The sequence below is a fragment of the Agreia sp. Leaf244 genome (assembly GCF_001422695.1).
Taxonomy (GTDB): Bacteria; Actinomycetota; Actinomycetes; order Actinomycetales; family Microbacteriaceae; genus Agreia.
In genome coordinates this window covers 399,750-416,320 of sequence record NZ_LMLX01000003.1, presented here as the reverse complement: position 1 = coordinate 416,320, position 16,571 = coordinate 399,750, and the positions used below count along the sequence as shown (strand labels likewise).

The window sequence follows — 16,571 nt, the reverse complement described above, 5'->3', positions numbered from 1 at the left end:
TTCCTTCGCGGGAGGTGTGGCAGTAAAGCGTGGAGTGTTGACATTCTTCCATCTGGTGGCGGATATTCGCAATTCGTAGCGTTACTGCCATGATGATCTTTCTCGTTGTGATGACTGTTCTGTCGGCCGCGGCGATCGCGTGGACGATGCGAGACTGGGGGCGCGATGGGTACCGTCGCATTCCCACGGGTAGAGGAGACGACGAATGGCGTGGTTGGTAACAGGAGGCGCGGGCTACATCGGCTCGCACGTGGTGCGGGCGTTCCTCGAGCAGGGCATCGATGTCGTGGTCGTCGACGATCTCTCCAGCGGTCACCGCGCGTTCGTCGATGACGGTGTGCCGTTCATCGACGGCAGCATTCTCGATGCCGACCTTCTGCGCCAGACATTCGAAGACCACGCGATCTCGGGTGTCGTTCATGTCGCCGGCTACAAGTACGCCGGCGTCTCCGTCACCCGGCCGCTCCACACCTATGAGCAGAATGTCACGGGAACCCAGGTTCTGCTCGGTGCGATGAGCGATGCCGGGGTCGACCGCATCGTCTTCTCGTCGAGCGCGGCCGTCTATGGAACGCCGGACACGGATCTCGTGACCGAGTCCACCGCCAAGAATCCCGAGTCGCCCTACGGCGAGTCGAAGCTGATCGGCGAGTGGCTGCTGCGAGACCAGGGCGTGGCGGCCGGACTGGCCCACACGTCGCTGCGCTACTTCAACGTGGTCGGTTCGGGATATCCGGACCTGTTCGACACCAGCCCGCACAACCTCTTCCCCCTCGTGTTCGAGGCGCTCCTCGACGGCCGCGTTCCCCGCATCAACGGCGACGACTACGACACCCCCGACGGAACGTGCGTGCGCGACTACATCCACGTGTCCGACCTGGCACTGTCGCATGTCGCGGCCGCGCGGCGACTGGATGCCGGTGAGCCGGTCGAGCCGGCCTACAACCTCGGGAGCGGGGCCGGTGTGTCGGTCGGCGAGATCATGACGGCGATGGCCGAGGGCACGGGGATTCCCTTCACTCCCGAGATCGCGCCGCGCCGACCGGGCGACCCCGCCCGCATCGTCGCATCCGGCGAATCGGCCGCGCGAGACCTCGACTGGCGGATGCGCCACACGCTCGACGAGATGGTTCGCAGTGCGTGGGCGGCGCGCCAGGGCGAGTAGTCGATTTGGCGTGTTGCGCCGTTGTCGATTACCGCGACACGGCGGTTCCCCAAACCCTCCAGAAGCACTTGAGGGTTTACGATCTGCGACTTGACTCCAACGAACTACACGGGTGTAATTAGCGGGAGGGGTTCGGCAGGTCGAATGCAGATCAGAAGGTAGAGCGTGGTATGGCTATGGAATACCGCTCAGGCGTCCCAGAGGACTGGTTCGTCGATCCCGTCAATCTCGGTGTTCCGGGCGTTCGTCAACAGGCGCCGGTAGAAGACGAGAACCCGCTGGCGTGGCAGACCGACTCTCTCTGCGCTCAGACCGACCCCGAGGCCTTCTTTCCTGAGAAGGGCGGCTCGACCCGCGATGCCAAGCGCATCTGCACGTCGTGCGAGGTGAAGGCCCAGTGCCTCGAGTACGCGTTGAAGAACGACGAGCGCTTCGGCATCTGGGGCGGCCTGTCCGAGCGTGAACGGCGCAAGCTGCGCAAGCAGGCCTAGGGTCATAGTTTTCTCATAGGTATCCCGGCACGCCGGGGCCTGACCCGTCGCGGGCGCATGCCGCCCTTAGGGTCTAAGGGATATGCGCGCCCGAGTTACAGCAGTTCTAGTCGCCTCCAACGGAGCGGACTACCTTCCGCGCACCCTCGACGCGCTGAAGGCGCAGACGAGGCAGCCCGACAGCCTCATCGTGGTCGACGTGGGGTCGTCGGATGAGACGCCCGCCCTGTTGTCGGCGGCGCTTCCCACTCACTTCATCTCGGCCTCCGGAAGGCTGAGCTTCGGTACGGCCGTCGCGCACGCCCTCGGTGTCGTTCCTCCTCCCGCCGACGAGAACGAGTGGCTCTGGCTGCTCGCGCACGACACGGCGCCGGAGCCCGACGCCCTCGCCGCCCTGCTCGCGGCGGTGGAGGTCAATCCCTCGGTGGCTGCCGCGGGCCCCAAGCAGATGGACTGGGAGCACCCCGACTACATCAGCGAGTTCGGTGAGACGCTGACGCGCTTCGGTGCTACGTATTCCATGGCGGAGACCGAACTCGACCAGGCCCAGCACGATCGCATGAGCGATGTTCTCGGAGTCGGCGCGGCCGGCATGCTCGTTCGCCACACCGTCTGGAACGACCTGGCCGGGTTCGACGACGCCCTGCCGACCGCCGACAACGGCCTCGACTTCAGCGTGCGGGTGCGCCTCGCCGGCCACCGTGTGATGGGCGTGCCCGCAGCGCGGATCGCGTCGGCGGGCGTCGGTCTCGCCGGCCCCGGCCGCAGCGAGAAGGGCCGCGCGCGGAGAAAACGACAGGCGGATCGAAGGGCCGCGCAGCTTCACCGCAGGCTGGTCTACGCGCCCGCGTTCGCCGTGGTCTTCCACTGGCTCTCCCTCGTTCCCCTGGCTGTGGCCCGCAGCCTCGGCCAGCTGGTGCGCAAGCAGCCCGGCGCCATCGGCGGTGAGATGTCGGCCGCGTTCCGCACGGCATTCGGATCGCGCATCGCCGAGGCCCGCAAGAACCTGCACGCCGCCAAGAGGGTCGGCTGGAGCACGATCGCTCCGCTGCGCATTCCGGGAGACGAGGTGCGCCGCCGCCGCTCTCTGCAGCGCGAGATCGCCCTCACGCACCTGCGCGGCGAGAAGGACCGCATCCAGTTCATCGCGACGGGCGGCGTGACCACCGTTCTGATCTTCGCCGTGCTCGGGCTCATCATGTTCGTTCCCCTGATCGGTGCCATCGCTCTCACGGGCGGTTCCCTCCTGCCGGTGAGCGCGACCCTCGGCGAGCTGTGGAGCCACGTCGGCTACGGCTGGCGCGACATCGGGCTCGGGTTCGTCGGCGCCGCGGACCCCTTCACCACCGTGCTGGCCGTGCTGGGGTCGATCACGTTCTGGTCGCCGTCGCTCTCGATCGTCGGTATCTATCTCGCCGCGCTGCCGCTCGCTGCGCTGGCAGCCTGGTTCCTCGCCGCGCGGCTCACGGACAAGCCTTGGCTGCGTGCGGTCGCCGCCGTGCTCTGGACTCTCGCCCCCACGTTCCTTGCCTCACTCGACAACGGCGCCATCGGCGCAGTTCTGGCCCACCTGCTGCTGCCGTGGCTCGTGCTCGCCGGCCTTGCCGCACGCAAGTCGTGGTCGGCATCGGCGATGGCAGCCATCCTGTTCGCCGTCACCTTGGCTGCAGCGCCGTCCTTGTGGCCCGCGCTGCTGGTCATCTGGGTGGTCTCCGTGGCCACGGCGGGCCGCAACGTCGCTCGCTACATCGGCATCCCGATTCCCGCGGTCGCCCTCTTCCTCCCTCTGGCTTGGGATCAATTCCGCGCCGGAAACCCGATCGGCATCCTCGCTGACCCCGGTGTTCCCGTGGTGCGCGAGCCGGGGTCGATCCTGGCGCTGCTGAGCGGCATCCCCGACTCCGCACAGAGCGGATGGACCGGGCTCGCGTCGATGGTCGGCATCGATTCGTCGGTGCTGCAGATCGTGCTGGCGGTCGCGGTCGTTCCCCTCGGCCTCCTCGCCGTGCTCGCCCTCGTCAATCCCGGTCCGAGCGTCACACGGGCCATCGTCGCCGTCGTCGGCGCGCTGCTCGGCCTGGCGACCGCGATCGCATCGACCCGTATCTCGCTGGACGCCATCGGTGCCGATCCCGTCGTGCTGTGGGCGGGCCCCGGTCTCAGCCTCTACTGGCTCGGGCTCATCTGCGCGGCCGTCATCGGCCTGCACTTCCTCAAGAGGTTCTCCCTCGCCCCCGGATTCGTCGCGGCCACCACCGTGGTCGTGGTCGCGGTACCCCTCGTCGCGTCGACCCTGCTCGGGTCCTCGGCCATCCAGATCACCGATGGCCGCCTGCTTCCCGCGTTCGTCACGGCCGAGGCGGCATCCACACCCCGCGTCGGCACCCTCGTGCTCACCCCGCAGCCCGACGGCGGCCTCGCGTCGACGATCGTGAACGGAACGGGCGTGATGCTCGACGACCAGTCCACCCTCGCCTCCACCAACCGCGACCCGGCACGCGATGCCGAACTCGCGGAGCTCATCGGCAACCTGGCCTCGCTGAGCGGAGAGGACAGCACCCCGCGCCTCGCAGACCTCGGTGTGGAGTTCGTGCTGCTCGCCAACCCCGCGCCGGGCGACAACGAAGCGGCACTGGTCACCACGACGACCCGATCGACCGCCGCGTTCGATGCGAACGCATCGCTCACGACGGTGGGCAAGACCTTCGCGGGAACGCTGTGGCAGATCACGGGAACCGAGAGCATGTCGAGCCTCCCTGCGCCCGTTCCCACCAACCTCGGATCGGCCACCGGCGTGCTCGTGCTCGTCGGGCAGGGCATCGTGTTCCTTCTGATGCTGCTCCTCGCACTGCCTGCCGGGCGACTGCAGCCGCACGGTGCCCGCGCCGTGAGCGCGCTGGAGCCCGCAGGCCCGGTGATACCAGATGAGCCCGATGACGAGGGTTCCGACGACGACCAGAACGGCGATGAGAACGGCGACGACGGGGCCGCGGCTCCGGATGGGCAGGCCGCCGAGACGGCGGGCGCCCCGGAGCCCGGTTCGACAGGCACCGGTTCGACCGCGCGCCGCCGTCGCCGGCTGTTCGCACGCAAGGAGCGTCCCGACGCCGCTGCAGAGGCGGCCGCCGCTGCCGCCGCGGCGAGTGCGGCCGCGATCGCCTCGGCTCCGAACTCGACGGCTGATGAGTCGACGCCTGATGAGTTTGCTCCCGACGAGTCTGCTGCTCGCGAGTCGGCTACGGAAGCGGTCGAAGCGCCCGAGTCGTCGGTCGCCGAGTCGCCCGAGCCTGACCGTACCCCGGAACCGGAGACGGTATCAGGGGCCCAGGCCGAGTCGAACGCTCAGGTTGTGGCCGCCCCGCAGCCGGTTGTCATCCACCCCGGCGAGGACTTCGATCTGCTCGAGCCGGCCGAGGTCGTGACTGCCTCGGAACGTACTGCGGAGCCAGCGACGCCGTCGCTCGACGAACTCGTCGAAGAGCCCGCCTCGACGGAGCTGCCGCCCATCGAGGCGGAGCCGACGACGGAGTTCGTCGCATCGCCCGAGGCTGAGCCTGAAGCAGAGCCCGAGCCCGAGCCGACGCAGACCCCCGTGGCGGAAGAGGCCCCAGAGCCGCCCCGCTCGGAACCCGAGGCCGACCCTGAACCGGCGTTCTCGCATCCGCGTGCCCTGCCCGACGACATCGACGACGACTACGACCCCGACGCGGAGACCGTGATGCGCGTGAAACCGATCGACCTGAGCAACGAGGAGGATGAGCACGATGGCCGCTAGACGCACAGTCATCGCCACCAGCGCACGCGCGCTGGGGGCAGCACTGACCCTCGGAGCGGGCGTCGCGCTCGTGGCCGGAGCGGTGCTCATCCCGCTGCCGCAGCATTCCGTCGCGGTGACGGCCGTAGAGGTCGCCCCGACGCCGCTGCCCCAGTCGCTCGTGTGCCCCGGATCGCTCCTGCAGCTCTCGAACGGTGCGGGAGCCGACGCGACCTCCTCCTCCGGAATCGGCTCGCCGAAGCGCAACAGCGGGGCCTCCGAGGCCGACGTCGACATCGACCAGACCCCGATTGCGGCTCCCGACAACTCGACCGTCACCGATGAGACCGCGCCCACCGTGGTGACGGCGCCGAATGCCGATCCCGGCGTTCTCGTGGCTGCCGCCCAGTCCGTCGCCGTCTCGCAGGAGGACGTGGCCGGCCTCGCCTCCACGAACTGCGCCGAGGCGAAGGCCGATTCCTGGCTGGTGGGAGGCGCGACGACCGTGGGTCGCACCAGCTTCGTGCTGCTGAGCAACCCGTCCGAGGTCACGGCCGACGTCGACCTCACCTTCTTCGATGAGAACGGTCGGCTCGAGGCTCCCGGATCGACGGGAATCACCGTCGATGCCCAGTCGCAGCGGGTCTTCTCGCTCGCCGGGTTCGCCCCGAACGCCAAGTACCCCGTCGTGCATGTTGTCAGCACCGGCGGCTACGTCGCCGCGAGTCTGCAGCAGACCGTAATCCGCGGCCTCGAGCCCGGCGGCATCGAGCTATCCGGCACGACGACTGCGCCCTCCACCGAGATGGTCTTCCCCGGCGTCAAGATCGCCGGAACGTCCGCCATCGCCCAGCGCCTTTCCGCCGACGGCTATGCCGATCTGCAGGCGGCACTGCGGGTCTATGTGCCGGGCAGCTCGGATGCCACCATCACGGTGTCGGTCGCAAGTGAGAGCTCCGGATCAGCCGACGGCTCCTACAGCCTCAGCGCCCCGGCAGGCGTCGTCAGCGAGCTCCCGCTCAAGGATCTTCCCGACGGCACCTACTCCGTGACCCTCGATTCTACGGAGCCGATCGTCGCCTCCGCGCGCACGTCCGTCCTGTCCTCCGGTGCCATCGACTTCGCCTGGAACCAGGCGGCGGAGCCGCTCGATGACGATGTTCTCGTGCCGATCGCGCCCGGCCCGTCCCCGCGCATCCATCTGGCGAATTCTGGCGACGACGAGGCGACCGTGACGTTGCGCACGGCCTCGGGCAACGAGGTCAAGATCGTGGTGCCCGCGGGCGGCACAAAAGGCCTCGAGGCCCAGCCCAACACGGTCTACACGGCGACGATGACCGAGCCGGTGAGCATCAGCGTCAACTACAGCAGCGACGGGCAGCTCTCCGCTTACACGGTCGCGGCACCGAGCGAGCTCGCAGCCCCCATCGTCATCTATCCGTAGGCAGCGGCTCAGAAGTGCCGGAAGCCCTCGGGCGCGAGATCCCACGGATCCTTGCCGAGGTACTCGGCGACGGCGCGGAAAACGCAACTCTCGACGAGCATGCGACGGTGGGCCTCGTCGTTGCGGTGCAGATGGGCGAGGCGCTCGATGGGCACGCGGTAGAGGATGATGCGGTCGCCCAGAACACGCCAGCGCTCCACGCCTGAATCCGCAGTGCCCGGCTTTCCATTAAGGCCATAGGGCAGCGCACCGATCTCGAAGACGGCGTCGGCCAGTTCGTTCGGCCAGATGCTGCGCAGGTACTCGGCCGTGGATGCGACGGTCGTGTCGAAGAAATCGATGCGGGTGTTCATCATGGGCAGATGAGGGCCGGTCACCGCCGAGCGGAGCCCTCTGCCGTGGCGGTTGCGGCCGGTTCCCCGAGACGAGGCCGGTGCGATGCGACGTGAGCGAGCCATGGCGAGAGTCTATTCTCTGCGCTCGCGCGCGGCAGTACCCGCGACACACGATCGAGCCTGACTGCCAGGTCGCCGCCGCGGGCGTACCGTGGAGCGTGATGACGAATAGACCGTGTTCCCGTGTGGCGTGCCCCGACGAGGCCATCGCCACTCTCACGTACGTCTACGCCGATTCCCTCGCCGTGCTCGGCCCTTTGAGCCTCAGTCACGAGCCGCACAGCTACGACCTGTGCGCCCGCCACTCCGAGCGGCTGAAGGCGCCGCAGGGCTGGCAGGTCATGCGTCACGTGCAGTTCACCCAGTAGGCGTTCGTGCAGCGTCACCTCTTTACAATGGAGGCATGACTTCTGCTGCCGCACCGGTGACCACTCTTCCCTTCAAGGTCGCCGACCTCACGCTCGCCGAGGCCGGTCGCCACCAGATCCGCCTCGCCGAGAACGAGATGCCGGGGCTCATGTCGCTTCGGGCCGAGTTCGCCGACTCCCAGCCACTGGCCGGAGCGCGCATCATGGGATCGCTTCACATGACCGTGCAGACGGCCGTGCTCATCGAGACGCTCACCGCGCTGGGTGCTCGCGTTCGCTGGGTCAGCTGCAACATCTTCTCCACACAAGACGAGGCCGCGGCCGCGATCGTCGTCGGTGCCACGGGTACACCTGACGCCCCCGCCGGGGTTCCGGTCTTCGCCTGGAAGGGCGAGACGCTCGAGGAGTACTGGTGGTGCACCGAGCAGGCGTTCGACTGGTCGGCAGAGGCCGAGGCCGACGGTGCCGACTACACCGGTCCGAACATGATCCTCGACGACGGCGGAGACGCCACGATGCTGGTGCACAAGGGTCGTCAGTTCGAACTCGACGGCGCCGTTCCCGCGAGCGACCCGTCAGACAGCGAGGAGTACGGCGTCGTACTCGACCTGCTGCGTCGCTCGCTGGCCTCGTCGACCGATCGCTGGACGCGCATCGCCGCCGACATCCAGGGTGTGTCCGAAGAGACCACCACCGGCGTGCACCGCCTCTACGAGCTGATGTCGGCCGGCGAGCTGCTCTTCCCCGCCATCAACGTCAACGACTCGGTCACGAAGAGCAAGTTCGACAACAAGTACGGCATCCGCCACTCGCTCCCGGATGGCCTGAACCGCGCGACAGACGTTCTCATCGGCGGCAAGGTCGTGTTCGTGGTCGGCTACGGCGACGTGGGCAAGGGCGCCGCGGAGGCTCTTCGCGGACAGGGTGCCCGGGTCATCGTGAGCGAGGTCGACCCGATCTGCGCGCTGCAGGCCGCGATGGACGGCTACCAGGTCGCCAGGCTCGAGAGCGTGATCGGCGACGTCGACATCATCGTCACGGGCACCGGAAACGAGAACGTGGTCACGGTCGACCACATCCTCGGTCTCAAGCATCTGGCCATCATCGCCAACGTCGGCCACTTCGACAACGAGATCGACATGGCCGGGCTCGAGAAGCTCGAGGGCGCTGTCAAGGTCGAGATCAAGCCGCAGGTGCACGAGTGGCGCCTGCCCACCGGTCGCAGCGTGCTCGTGCTCTCCGAGGGGCGACTCATGAACCTGGGCAACGCCACCGGCCACCCCAGTTTCGTCATGAGCAACTCGTTCACCAACCAGGTGCTCGCCCAGATCGAGCTCTACGCCTTCGGTGAGCGGTACCCGATCGGCGTCTACGTGCTGCCGAAGCACCTCGACGAGAAGGTGGCGAGGCTCCACCTCGATGCGCTGGGCGTCGAACTCACCGAACTCACTCCCCGCCAGGCGGCCTACATCGGCGTGCCCGTCGAGGGACCGTACAAGGTCGACCACTACCGGTACTGAGCTCGCGCCGGGCGCCGGGGACGTCAGCGCCGGGGGAAGGCGTGCGGGAGGCTCTGCAGGATCGGGTCGAGACGGTTCAGAGCAGCCTTCTGCAGGGAGACAGCGGCGTACTCGCGATCGCGGCGTACGGCCGCGACCCCTGACAGGAACAGTGCGGGATGCACCTGCGGAATGGGTGACACGAACGGCGTGACCTCGGCCGCCAGGTCTACAGCGAGTCGTTCCCGCGTGGCCGGGGCCATCTGCGGCGCCTGCACAAGGAACTGCGAGACTCGATGTCCGAGGCGGTCGGGCAGGCGGGCGACGTCGACGACCTCGGCCCACGCCTGGAGCATCACCGGAACCCCTCGCGCATGACTGACCGGAACCGGCACGCGCTCGTGCTGACTGTACGTGCCTGCGAGAAGGTCGCCGAGACGCTTCGATCTGCCGTTGAGCAGCGCCGTCACGATCGCGATCGAGCCCAGGGTCATGTAGATCTCGAGGACGCCGACCAGCCCGCGGATCACGGAATGCCTGATGGAGATGGCTCCTCCGTCGTCGCGCACGATGCGTGCGCCGACGGCGAGCTTGCCCACCGACCTGCCCTTCAGCACCACTTCGAGGGTGGTGGGCACGACGACGAAGCACAGCACCAGTGCCGAGACGCTGAACGTCGCGGTGAGGGCTTCGTCGATGAGGGCGTTCTCCGCGAGAGCGCCGATACCGAGCAGGAGCACGATGAGGATGGCCACCGAGATGACGACGTCGATGGCAGCGCCGCCGGCGCGCAGAATGAAGCCGGCGGGGCGCACGTCGATAGCCACGGCTTCGCCGATCAGAAGCTCGTCGTCGGCGTAGGCGTCGGCGAGCGGGTCGGCGAACGCCGGAGCGGGTGAGGCGACACGGGCGTCGGTCATGAATACAATTCAAGCAGATGGATCTCGATGCCTACACAGCAGCCCACCGCGACGAGTGGGCCCGTCTCGATGCCCTGGGCAGACGAGGGCAGTTCTCGGGCGCCGAGGCCGACGAGCTGATCGAGCGCTATCAGGCCGGCGCATCCGATCTGTCGGCGATCAAGACCACGGCCGGATCGACGGCCCAGGGCGCACAGCTCTCCCTGTTCCTCTCGCGGGCCCGCCTGCGTTTCACCGGGGCCGGCCCCAATATCCTTCGGCAGATTCCCGCTTTCTTCGTCCTCCAGCTGCCGGCGGCCCTCTACCGCATCCGTTGGCTCACGCTCGTGCTCGCCGTCGTCACGGTCGGCGTGGCCGCCCTGTACGCCCTGTGGGTGTCGAACGATCCCCAGGTGCTGGCAAACCTCGGTTCCGATGCTCAGCTGAAGAAGCTCGCCGAGCAGGACTTCGTCGACTACTACTCCGAGAATCCCGCCGCATCGTTCACCGGCCAGGTCTGGACGAACAACGCCTGGCTTGCTGCGCAGTGCATCGCGTTCGGCATCACGGGCTTCTATGTGCCCGTGCTCATCATGTCGAACGCTCAGAACCTCGGACTCAGCGCCGCCGTGCTGTTCCACTACGGAGAGGGCGACACGTTCTTCCTCTACATCATGCCGCACGGCCTCCTCGAGCTCACGGCCATCTTCGTCGCCGGAGCCGCGGGCCTGCGCATCTTCTGGGCGTGGGTCGCTCCCGGCGCCCGCACCAGGGCACAGGCGCTGGCCGAAGACGGCCGGGCACTCTTCACGGTGGCCCTCGGCCTCGTGATCGTGCTCTTCATCTCGGGGATCATCGAGGGCTTCGTCACACCGCAGCCCTGGCCGTGGGCAGTGAAGATCGGCATCGGCGCCCTCGCCCTGGCAGCATTCCTCGCCTATATGCTCATCGTCGGACGAGCCGCCGTTCGAGCCGGCCAGACGGGTGACCTCGACGAGTTCGAGGCGGGTGCGAAGCAACTCGTCGCGGGCTGACGCTTCTGCTCGGTCGCCCGACGCTTCTGCTCGCCCGACCCGACGCATCCATCCGTCACTCGATGCGCGAAAGGCCGCGGATGAGGACATCGTGTGACGGATGGACGCGCGCGACTGAAGTCAGGGGTGCCATCCGCGAGAGCGAAGGGCGCGCTCGACCCGTGCGATCGCGCTCTTTCCTGCGGCGGACATCGCCCCCTTTCTGATGCGCACCACACTCCAACCGGCTTGGACCGCGTCTTCGATCTTGATCTCATCGCGGTCGTACTGCCGATCATCGAGCCGGTGCTGCTCGCCGTCGTACTCGACGATCACCATCCATCTCCTGTGCACCTGGTCGAAGCGCCCGATCCACCGGCCCTCGCTGTCATAGACGTCGACGTTGAGGTCTGGCTCGGGAAGCCCGGCCCGCTGGAGGAGAAGGCGAAGCAGCGTCGTCTCCCGTCTCGACTCGGCGCCGTCTCGTACATCGACCAGTGCCTTGCGTGCGGCCCGCGCGCCCGGCCCGTGATAGGTGTCGACGCGATGGCGCAACTGCTCGACGGTGACGTAGGGGCGGCGATCTCCGGCGCGCTGCCTCGCTGGCGTCAGCACGAGGTGGTCGGCTGCGGCGACGAGGTCATCGTGTGACAGCAATGCCGCCAGGTGGCACCACGTCGTGGCCGCATCGGTGACCGGCACCCCGAAGCGCATGACCGCTGTGGCGCACGGATCGCTCAACTCGTGTCCGGTCACGCCGTGTCCCCGAGGCCGGGTATTCGGCGCTCTGACCGACACGTGAACGCCCTCACGTCTGGTGAAGACCGTCGGAAGAGGCATGCCCCAGACTCGCGCCGCTGTCAGGTGCGAGAACACCTGCCCCGGGCGATACCGCGCCATGTAGGCGGACCGCGCGAGCTGCTCGGTGTACTCCATGCCAGCGGGAACTCGCACCCCTCGGTGCGCAGAGCTCAGATCGCGTGCCCGTAGCCGCCCCCGCCTCACTCCCGCGGCGTCCGATTCGTGCACACCGAAGGCCCGGCCCGCAAGATGCGCGGGCAGAGGCTCGGGACATTTCACCCCCACATGGTGCCCGACCTCTGACAGCCCTCGTCGAAACCATCCACAGGCGCCTTGGTCGACGCATCCATCCGTCACTCGATGCACTTTCAACCGCAGATGACGACATCTATCGACGGATGGATGCCTGCGCCCCGCGCGCGGCGCTCGGTCAGAGCTTTCCGGCGGCCTTGAGGGCGAGGTAGCGGTCTGCGAGCATCGGGGGCAGCGCGGCGGGGGAGCCCGTGACCACGTCGCCGCCCAGTCGTCGGATGGCCGTGGTCACCCGTTCCATGTCGAGCAGCGAGCGTTCGGCCGATGCGGCGCGGTAGGTCTCGTCGCGGTCGCCGCGCTGCGACACGGCCCGGAGCACCTCGGGATCGGACACGGCGGCCACGACGACGGTGTGGCGCTGAGTCAGCTGGGGCAGCACGCTCAGCAGCCCGCTGGAGGACGCCGGGGTGTCGATCGTGGTGAGGAGCACGACGAGAGCGCGCTGATTCGTCACCGCGCGAACCTGCCCCGCCACCGAAGACCAGTCGGTCTCGAGCAGCTCGGGGTCGACCGTGGCCATCGTGTCGACCATGCGGTTCAGCAGCTCGCCTCCGGTCGCGCCGGTCACACGACCCCGGATGCGGCGGTCCCACGCGATCAGGTCGACACGGTCGCCGGCCCGCGTCGCGAGGGCGGCCAGCAGCAGCGAGGCCTCGATCGACGTGTCGATTCGGGGCTCGTCGTCGATGCGGGCGGCCTGCGTTCGTCCGGTGTCGATCACGATCACGATTCGTCGGTCGCGCTCGGGTCTCCACGTGCGAACCATGAGTTTCTGCTCGTGCCCGGCCCGGGCATCCCCTTGCCGCGCCGTGGCGCGCCAGTCGATCGAACGCACGTCGTCGCCGCGCACGTATTCGCGCAGGCTGTCGAACTCGGTTCCCTGGCCTCTGATCTGCACGCTCGTCGCGCCGTCGAGCTCGCGCAGACGGGCCAGGCGCGACGGCAGGTGCTTGCGCGAGGTGAAGGGAGGAAGCACGCGCACGCGCCCCGGGCTCGACAGCGTGGCCTGCCTGGCCCAGAGCCCCAGCGGCCCGAAGCTTCTCACCGTGAGGCCGGCCGTTCTGCGGTCTCCGCGTCGGAACGGGGTGAGGGCGGTGCGCAGCATCCGGCGCTCCGACGGGGGAACGACGAGGGACTGACGGGTGACGGCGGCACCTGCCGAGGGCTGCCAGGCGTCGCGAACGAGAGCCCGCAGTGTTCTGCCGTTCTCGTTCGTGAGATAGACCTCGCTCGCGACCGTCTCTCCGAGACGAACCCTGTGCGGCAGCACCCGCTCGACGACCAGTCGACGCGGTGACGCGGCCAGGATCAGGTCGACGACACCGACCGCAATGGTCAGCAGCAGCCACAGCACGAGTGTGATCTCGGCCTGGCGGTAGGCCTCGCCCAGGATGACGACGGGAACGACGCCGAGGGCGACGAGCAGCACGTAGCGTCCGGTTACAGCCATCAGAGGGTCAGCTCTCGAAGCGACATCAGATGGGAACCTGCACCTGGCTGAGGATCGAACGGAGGATCGAGTCGACGGAGACGCCCTCGAGCTCGGCTTCGGGCCGGAGCTGGATGCGGTGGCGGAGCACGGGCAGCACCATCGCCTGCACGTGGTCGGGAGTGATCGCGGGGGATCCGTTGAGCCAGGCCCATGCCTTGGCCGATGCGACGAGGGCCGTGGCGCCACGCGGGCTCACGCCGAGTTTGACCGAGGGGCTCTGTCTGGTGGCCCTGGCCAGGTCGACGATGTAAGCGAGCACGTCGGGGCTGGCGCCGACCGCGGCTGCGGATGCCTGGGCCTGGCGCAACTCGGATGCTCCGAGCACGGCCGAGAGACCGGCACCGGCAAGGTCGCGCGGGTTGAAGCCGGCCGCGTGCCGCTGCAGCACGGCGATCTCGGTGTCGCGCGGAGGAAGGTCGAGTACGAGCTTGAGCATGAACCGGTCGAGTTGGGCTTCGGGAAGCGTGTAGGTTCCCTCGTACTCGATCGGGTTCATGGTCGCCGCCACCATGAAGGGGTCGGGGAGCGGGCGGCTGAGACCGTCGACGCTCACCTGCCGCTCCTCCATCGCCTCGAGCAGGGCCGACTGCGTCTTGGGGGGAGTGCGGTTGATCTCGTCGGCGAGCAGGATGTTTGTGAACACGGGCCCCTCGCGGAACTCGAAGTCGCCCGACTTGGCGTCGTAGACGAGAGAGCCCGTCACGTCGCCGGGCATCAGGTCGGGGGTGAACTGCACGCGGGTCGTGTCGAGTGAGAGCGCGTGGCTCAGCGAGCGCACCAGCAGGGTCTTTGCGACGCCGGGCACGCCTTCGAGCAGCACGTGACCCTTCGCGAGCAACGCCACGATGAGCCCGGTCACCGCACCATCCTGGCCGACGACGGCCTTGCCGACCTCTGCGCGCACTCGGCCGAGGGCCTCGCGGAGCTGATCGGGGGTCTGTTCTGGCTGGTCTGTCATGGTCGGCCTTTCGGTGGGGACACGGGCAGGTGGGGTGGCTTGGCGGGTGCGGCGGGGTCGGATGCGGTGGCTGGGCCGGTCTCGGTCGTCACGGCCGCACCGCGCTCGTCACGGCGTTCTCGAGAAGAAGGAGTCGGTCGGAGAGAGCGATCAGATCGCCCTCGCCCGACGGCATCGCATCGACCAGAACGGCCCGGATGTCGCCGAGCGACCAGCCGGGCAGCACGGCGGCCGCCGATGAGGCGACCTCCTCTACCGAGGCATTGCGGGGGAGTCCGAGCACGGACGACAGGCGCGAGATGGTTCCGATGCGCAGCGAGTCGAGTGCGTGGGTGTGGGCGCCGGCCTTGGCGTAGAGCCGTGCGCGGCCCTCCATGGTCTCGCGCGAACGCACGGTGACCGGGAGATTCTCGACCACGAGCGCACCGAGCCTGCGCCCTCGCCAGATTGCGGCGGCGAGGAAGGTGAAGACGGCGAGCAGAAGCACGGGAGTCACCCAGTCGGGAGTGAGCGACGCGACGTCGGCCGGCCCGTCGGCCACGACGTCGTCTGCCGTGGGAACGTACCAGACGAGCGTGTCGTCTTCGCCCAGGAGGCCCAGTGCGAGCGCCGCGTTTCCTGCTCCGGTGATGCCCTCGTTGCTCAGCACGTCGGCCGCGCCGAGAACGGTGACCGTGCCGCTCGGGGTCTCGGTGCTCACCACGTAGTAGGCGTCGTCCGAGCTGCGGAAACAGAGCTGGGCGTCACCGTCGGCGGCCGCGCGGTAGGACTGTCCACCACCGATGATGGTGCCCGCACGTTCGGCGGCCGGCAGGGAGCATCCGGCGTCGACGCCGTCGATGTCGCGGGGTGCGCCGGCCGCGGCGACTCCGGGCGCGAAGGCGCGCAGTTCATTGAACCCCGGCAGGAAGAGCACGACCCGGTCGGCGAGCTCCGCGGCGTCGGCCAGCTGGTCGTCGGTCAGATAGCCGCCGGGGTCGGCGAAGGCGAGGGTCGCGCCGGGTGCCGCATCCACTGCTGCGCGCGCCTGCGGGAGCGTGTCTGCCTGCACGACGTCGACACCCTGTTGCCGCAAGACCTCGGCCACCGCCTTGCTGCCGTCGGGCGCGGCATTCGTGATCGAATACGGCGACCTGCTGCCGGTTCCGGTTCCGGATGCGACGGTGACGAAGAGCAGGCCGATCACGGCGACCGCGGCGAGAATGAGCCAGAACCGCCAGCGTCGCGCCGTGGCGCGGAGCGTGGGCGTCGTCGCCTCGGCCCGGGAGGGCGACTCCTGCACGGTCGCGGGCGCGCTCACAGTGCGGCTCCCGAGTCGGCGACGCGCTCGAGTCGAGCCGGCCGCGCAGCGAGCAGGTCTCGATCGAGTGCCGAGATCTCGTCGAACTCCTCGCGGCTGCCCGGCCGGTCAAGGTAGCGCACGCCGTCGAAAGAGCGGGCTCCCCGCACCAGACGGTCGCCGTGCTCGGGGAAGGTGCGACCGGCTCGGGCGGCGAACTCCTGCGCCGTGGTGCCGGGAGTGACCGACACGACGGTGCGCTCGGCGAGCTGGCGGGCGACGGCGCGGAACATCTCTTCGATCGCCACGACGAAGTCGCCGGCGGCGGCGGCTCGGTGGGCCGACGCACGCAGTTCTGCCGAGGTGCGCGTGTCGTCGTCGTCGGAGAACAGAGCGCCGGCGACGGCGCTCCTGCGCTGCAGGCGGGGGCGGCCGAAGACGAAGAAGGCCGCCACGATGAGACCGACCACGAGCACGGTCACGACCAGCGGGAAGATGTCTGGCACTGAGCCGTTGCCCGAGCCCTGGAAGGACCCGAGCCAGTCCTGGATGGCCTGGGCGATGCGGTCGATCAGGGTCGGCCTGGCCGCCGCGTACTCAGGCTTGCCGAGCTCGTCGAGCAGCAGCTTTCGCGCGTCAGGCGCGTCGGGATCGACGGGAACGTCGAGAAGAACCGTGGACAGAGCGGAGAACGGGCGCAT

14 protein-coding genes are annotated in these 16,571 nt (G+C 68.6%); 7 read left to right on the top strand and 7 right to left on the bottom strand.

Features of this window, described 5'->3' with window-relative positions; translation table 11 throughout:
* The first annotated feature begins 205 nt into the window (after positions 1 to 205).
* The 4 genes from galE to ASF06_RS11965 all read left to right on the top strand — a co-directional run bounded on the left by galE (position 206) and on the right by ASF06_RS11965 (position 6,854).
* The gene (gene galE / locus ASF06_RS11980) at positions 206 to 1,165 is read left to right on the top strand and encodes a UDP-glucose 4-epimerase GalE (RefSeq protein WP_055947179.1); all 960 of its coding nucleotides are present in this window, start codon (positions 206 to 208) and stop codon (positions 1,163 to 1,165) included.
* Positions 1,166 to 1,335: 170 nt separating this feature from the next.
* Complete coding sequence (locus ASF06_RS11975; protein ID WP_055930939.1) at positions 1,336 to 1,656, top strand: WhiB family transcriptional regulator; 321 nt, start codon at positions 1,336 to 1,338, stop codon at positions 1,654 to 1,656.
* Positions 1,657 to 1,738: 82 nt separating this feature from the next.
* Positions 1,739 to 5,431 carry a glycosyltransferase gene (locus tag ASF06_RS11970; protein WP_055947177.1) on the top strand — a complete coding sequence of 1,231 codons (3,693 nt, stop codon included), beginning with the start codon at positions 1,739 to 1,741 and terminating at the stop codon, positions 5,429 to 5,431.
* On the top strand, positions 5,421 to 6,854 hold the full coding sequence (locus ASF06_RS11965; RefSeq protein ID WP_157439185.1) for a DUF5719 family protein: 1,434 nt from the start codon (positions 5,421 to 5,423) through the stop codon (positions 6,852 to 6,854). Before ASF06_RS11970 ends, ASF06_RS11965 begins: the two co-directional genes overlap by 11 nt.
* 8 nt (positions 6,855 to 6,862) lie before the next feature.
* Here the strand turns inward: ASF06_RS11965 and ASF06_RS11960 are convergent, their stop codons facing one another.
* Positions 6,863 to 7,312: a metallopeptidase family protein gene (locus ASF06_RS11960; protein WP_055947172.1), complete on the bottom strand. Its 450-nt coding sequence runs from the start codon at positions 7,310 to 7,312 to the stop codon at positions 6,863 to 6,865.
* A gap of 98 nt (positions 7,313 to 7,410) precedes the next feature.
* Between ASF06_RS11960 and ASF06_RS11955 the strand changes: the two genes are divergently transcribed.
* Together ASF06_RS11955 and ahcY are read left to right on the top strand one after the other, a co-directional pair.
* Positions 7,411 to 7,617 (top strand): DUF3499 family protein, encoded by a 207-nt coding sequence (locus tag ASF06_RS11955; protein WP_055947171.1) that lies wholly within the window; start codon positions 7,411 to 7,413, stop codon positions 7,615 to 7,617.
* A gap of 35 nt (positions 7,618 to 7,652) precedes the next feature.
* On the top strand, positions 7,653 to 9,137 hold the full coding sequence (ahcY, locus tag ASF06_RS11950) for an adenosylhomocysteinase (RefSeq protein ID WP_055947170.1): 1,485 nt from the start codon (positions 7,653 to 7,655) through the stop codon (positions 9,135 to 9,137).
* 23 nt (positions 9,138 to 9,160) lie between these two features.
* Here the strand turns inward: ahcY and ASF06_RS11945 are convergent, their stop codons facing one another.
* Positions 9,161 to 10,036 carry an RDD family protein gene (locus tag ASF06_RS11945; protein WP_082500893.1) on the bottom strand — a complete coding sequence of 292 codons (876 nt, stop codon included), beginning with the start codon at positions 10,034 to 10,036 and terminating at the stop codon, positions 9,161 to 9,163.
* Positions 10,037 to 10,053: 17 nt separating this feature from the next.
* Here ASF06_RS11945 and ASF06_RS11940 point away from each other — a divergent pair, with 17 nt between their 5' ends.
* Positions 10,054 to 11,049 (top strand): stage II sporulation protein M, encoded by a 996-nt coding sequence (locus ASF06_RS11940; RefSeq protein WP_055930955.1) that lies wholly within the window; start codon positions 10,054 to 10,056, stop codon positions 11,047 to 11,049.
* 120 nt (positions 11,050 to 11,169) lie between these two features.
* On the opposite strand, the gene ASF06_RS11935 is transcribed toward ASF06_RS11940, so the two are convergent.
* The 5 genes from ASF06_RS11935 to ASF06_RS11915 all read right to left on the bottom strand — a co-directional run bounded on the left by ASF06_RS11935 (position 11,170) and on the right by ASF06_RS11915 (position 16,571).
* Positions 11,170 to 11,784, bottom strand: coding sequence for a hypothetical protein (locus ASF06_RS11935; RefSeq protein ID WP_157439184.1), 615 nt, complete (start codon positions 11,782 to 11,784; stop codon positions 11,170 to 11,172).
* A gap of 475 nt (positions 11,785 to 12,259) precedes the next feature.
* Positions 12,260 to 13,591, bottom strand: coding sequence for a DUF58 domain-containing protein (locus tag ASF06_RS11930; protein WP_055947165.1), 1,332 nt, complete (start codon positions 13,589 to 13,591; stop codon positions 12,260 to 12,262).
* Between the two features lie 25 nt (positions 13,592 to 13,616).
* The gene (locus ASF06_RS11925; protein ID WP_055947163.1) at positions 13,617 to 14,591 is read right to left on the bottom strand and encodes an AAA family ATPase; all 975 of its coding nucleotides are present in this window, start codon (positions 14,589 to 14,591) and stop codon (positions 13,617 to 13,619) included.
* 88 nt (positions 14,592 to 14,679) lie between these two features.
* On the bottom strand, positions 14,680 to 15,891 hold the full coding sequence (locus ASF06_RS11920) for a DUF4350 domain-containing protein (protein ID WP_082500892.1): 1,212 nt from the start codon (positions 15,889 to 15,891) through the stop codon (positions 14,680 to 14,682).
* Positions 15,888 to 16,571 (bottom strand): DUF4129 domain-containing protein, encoded by a 684-nt coding sequence (locus ASF06_RS11915; protein WP_055947161.1) that lies wholly within the window; start codon positions 16,569 to 16,571, stop codon positions 15,888 to 15,890. The genes ASF06_RS11920 and ASF06_RS11915 overlap by 4 nt, the downstream gene beginning before the upstream one ends.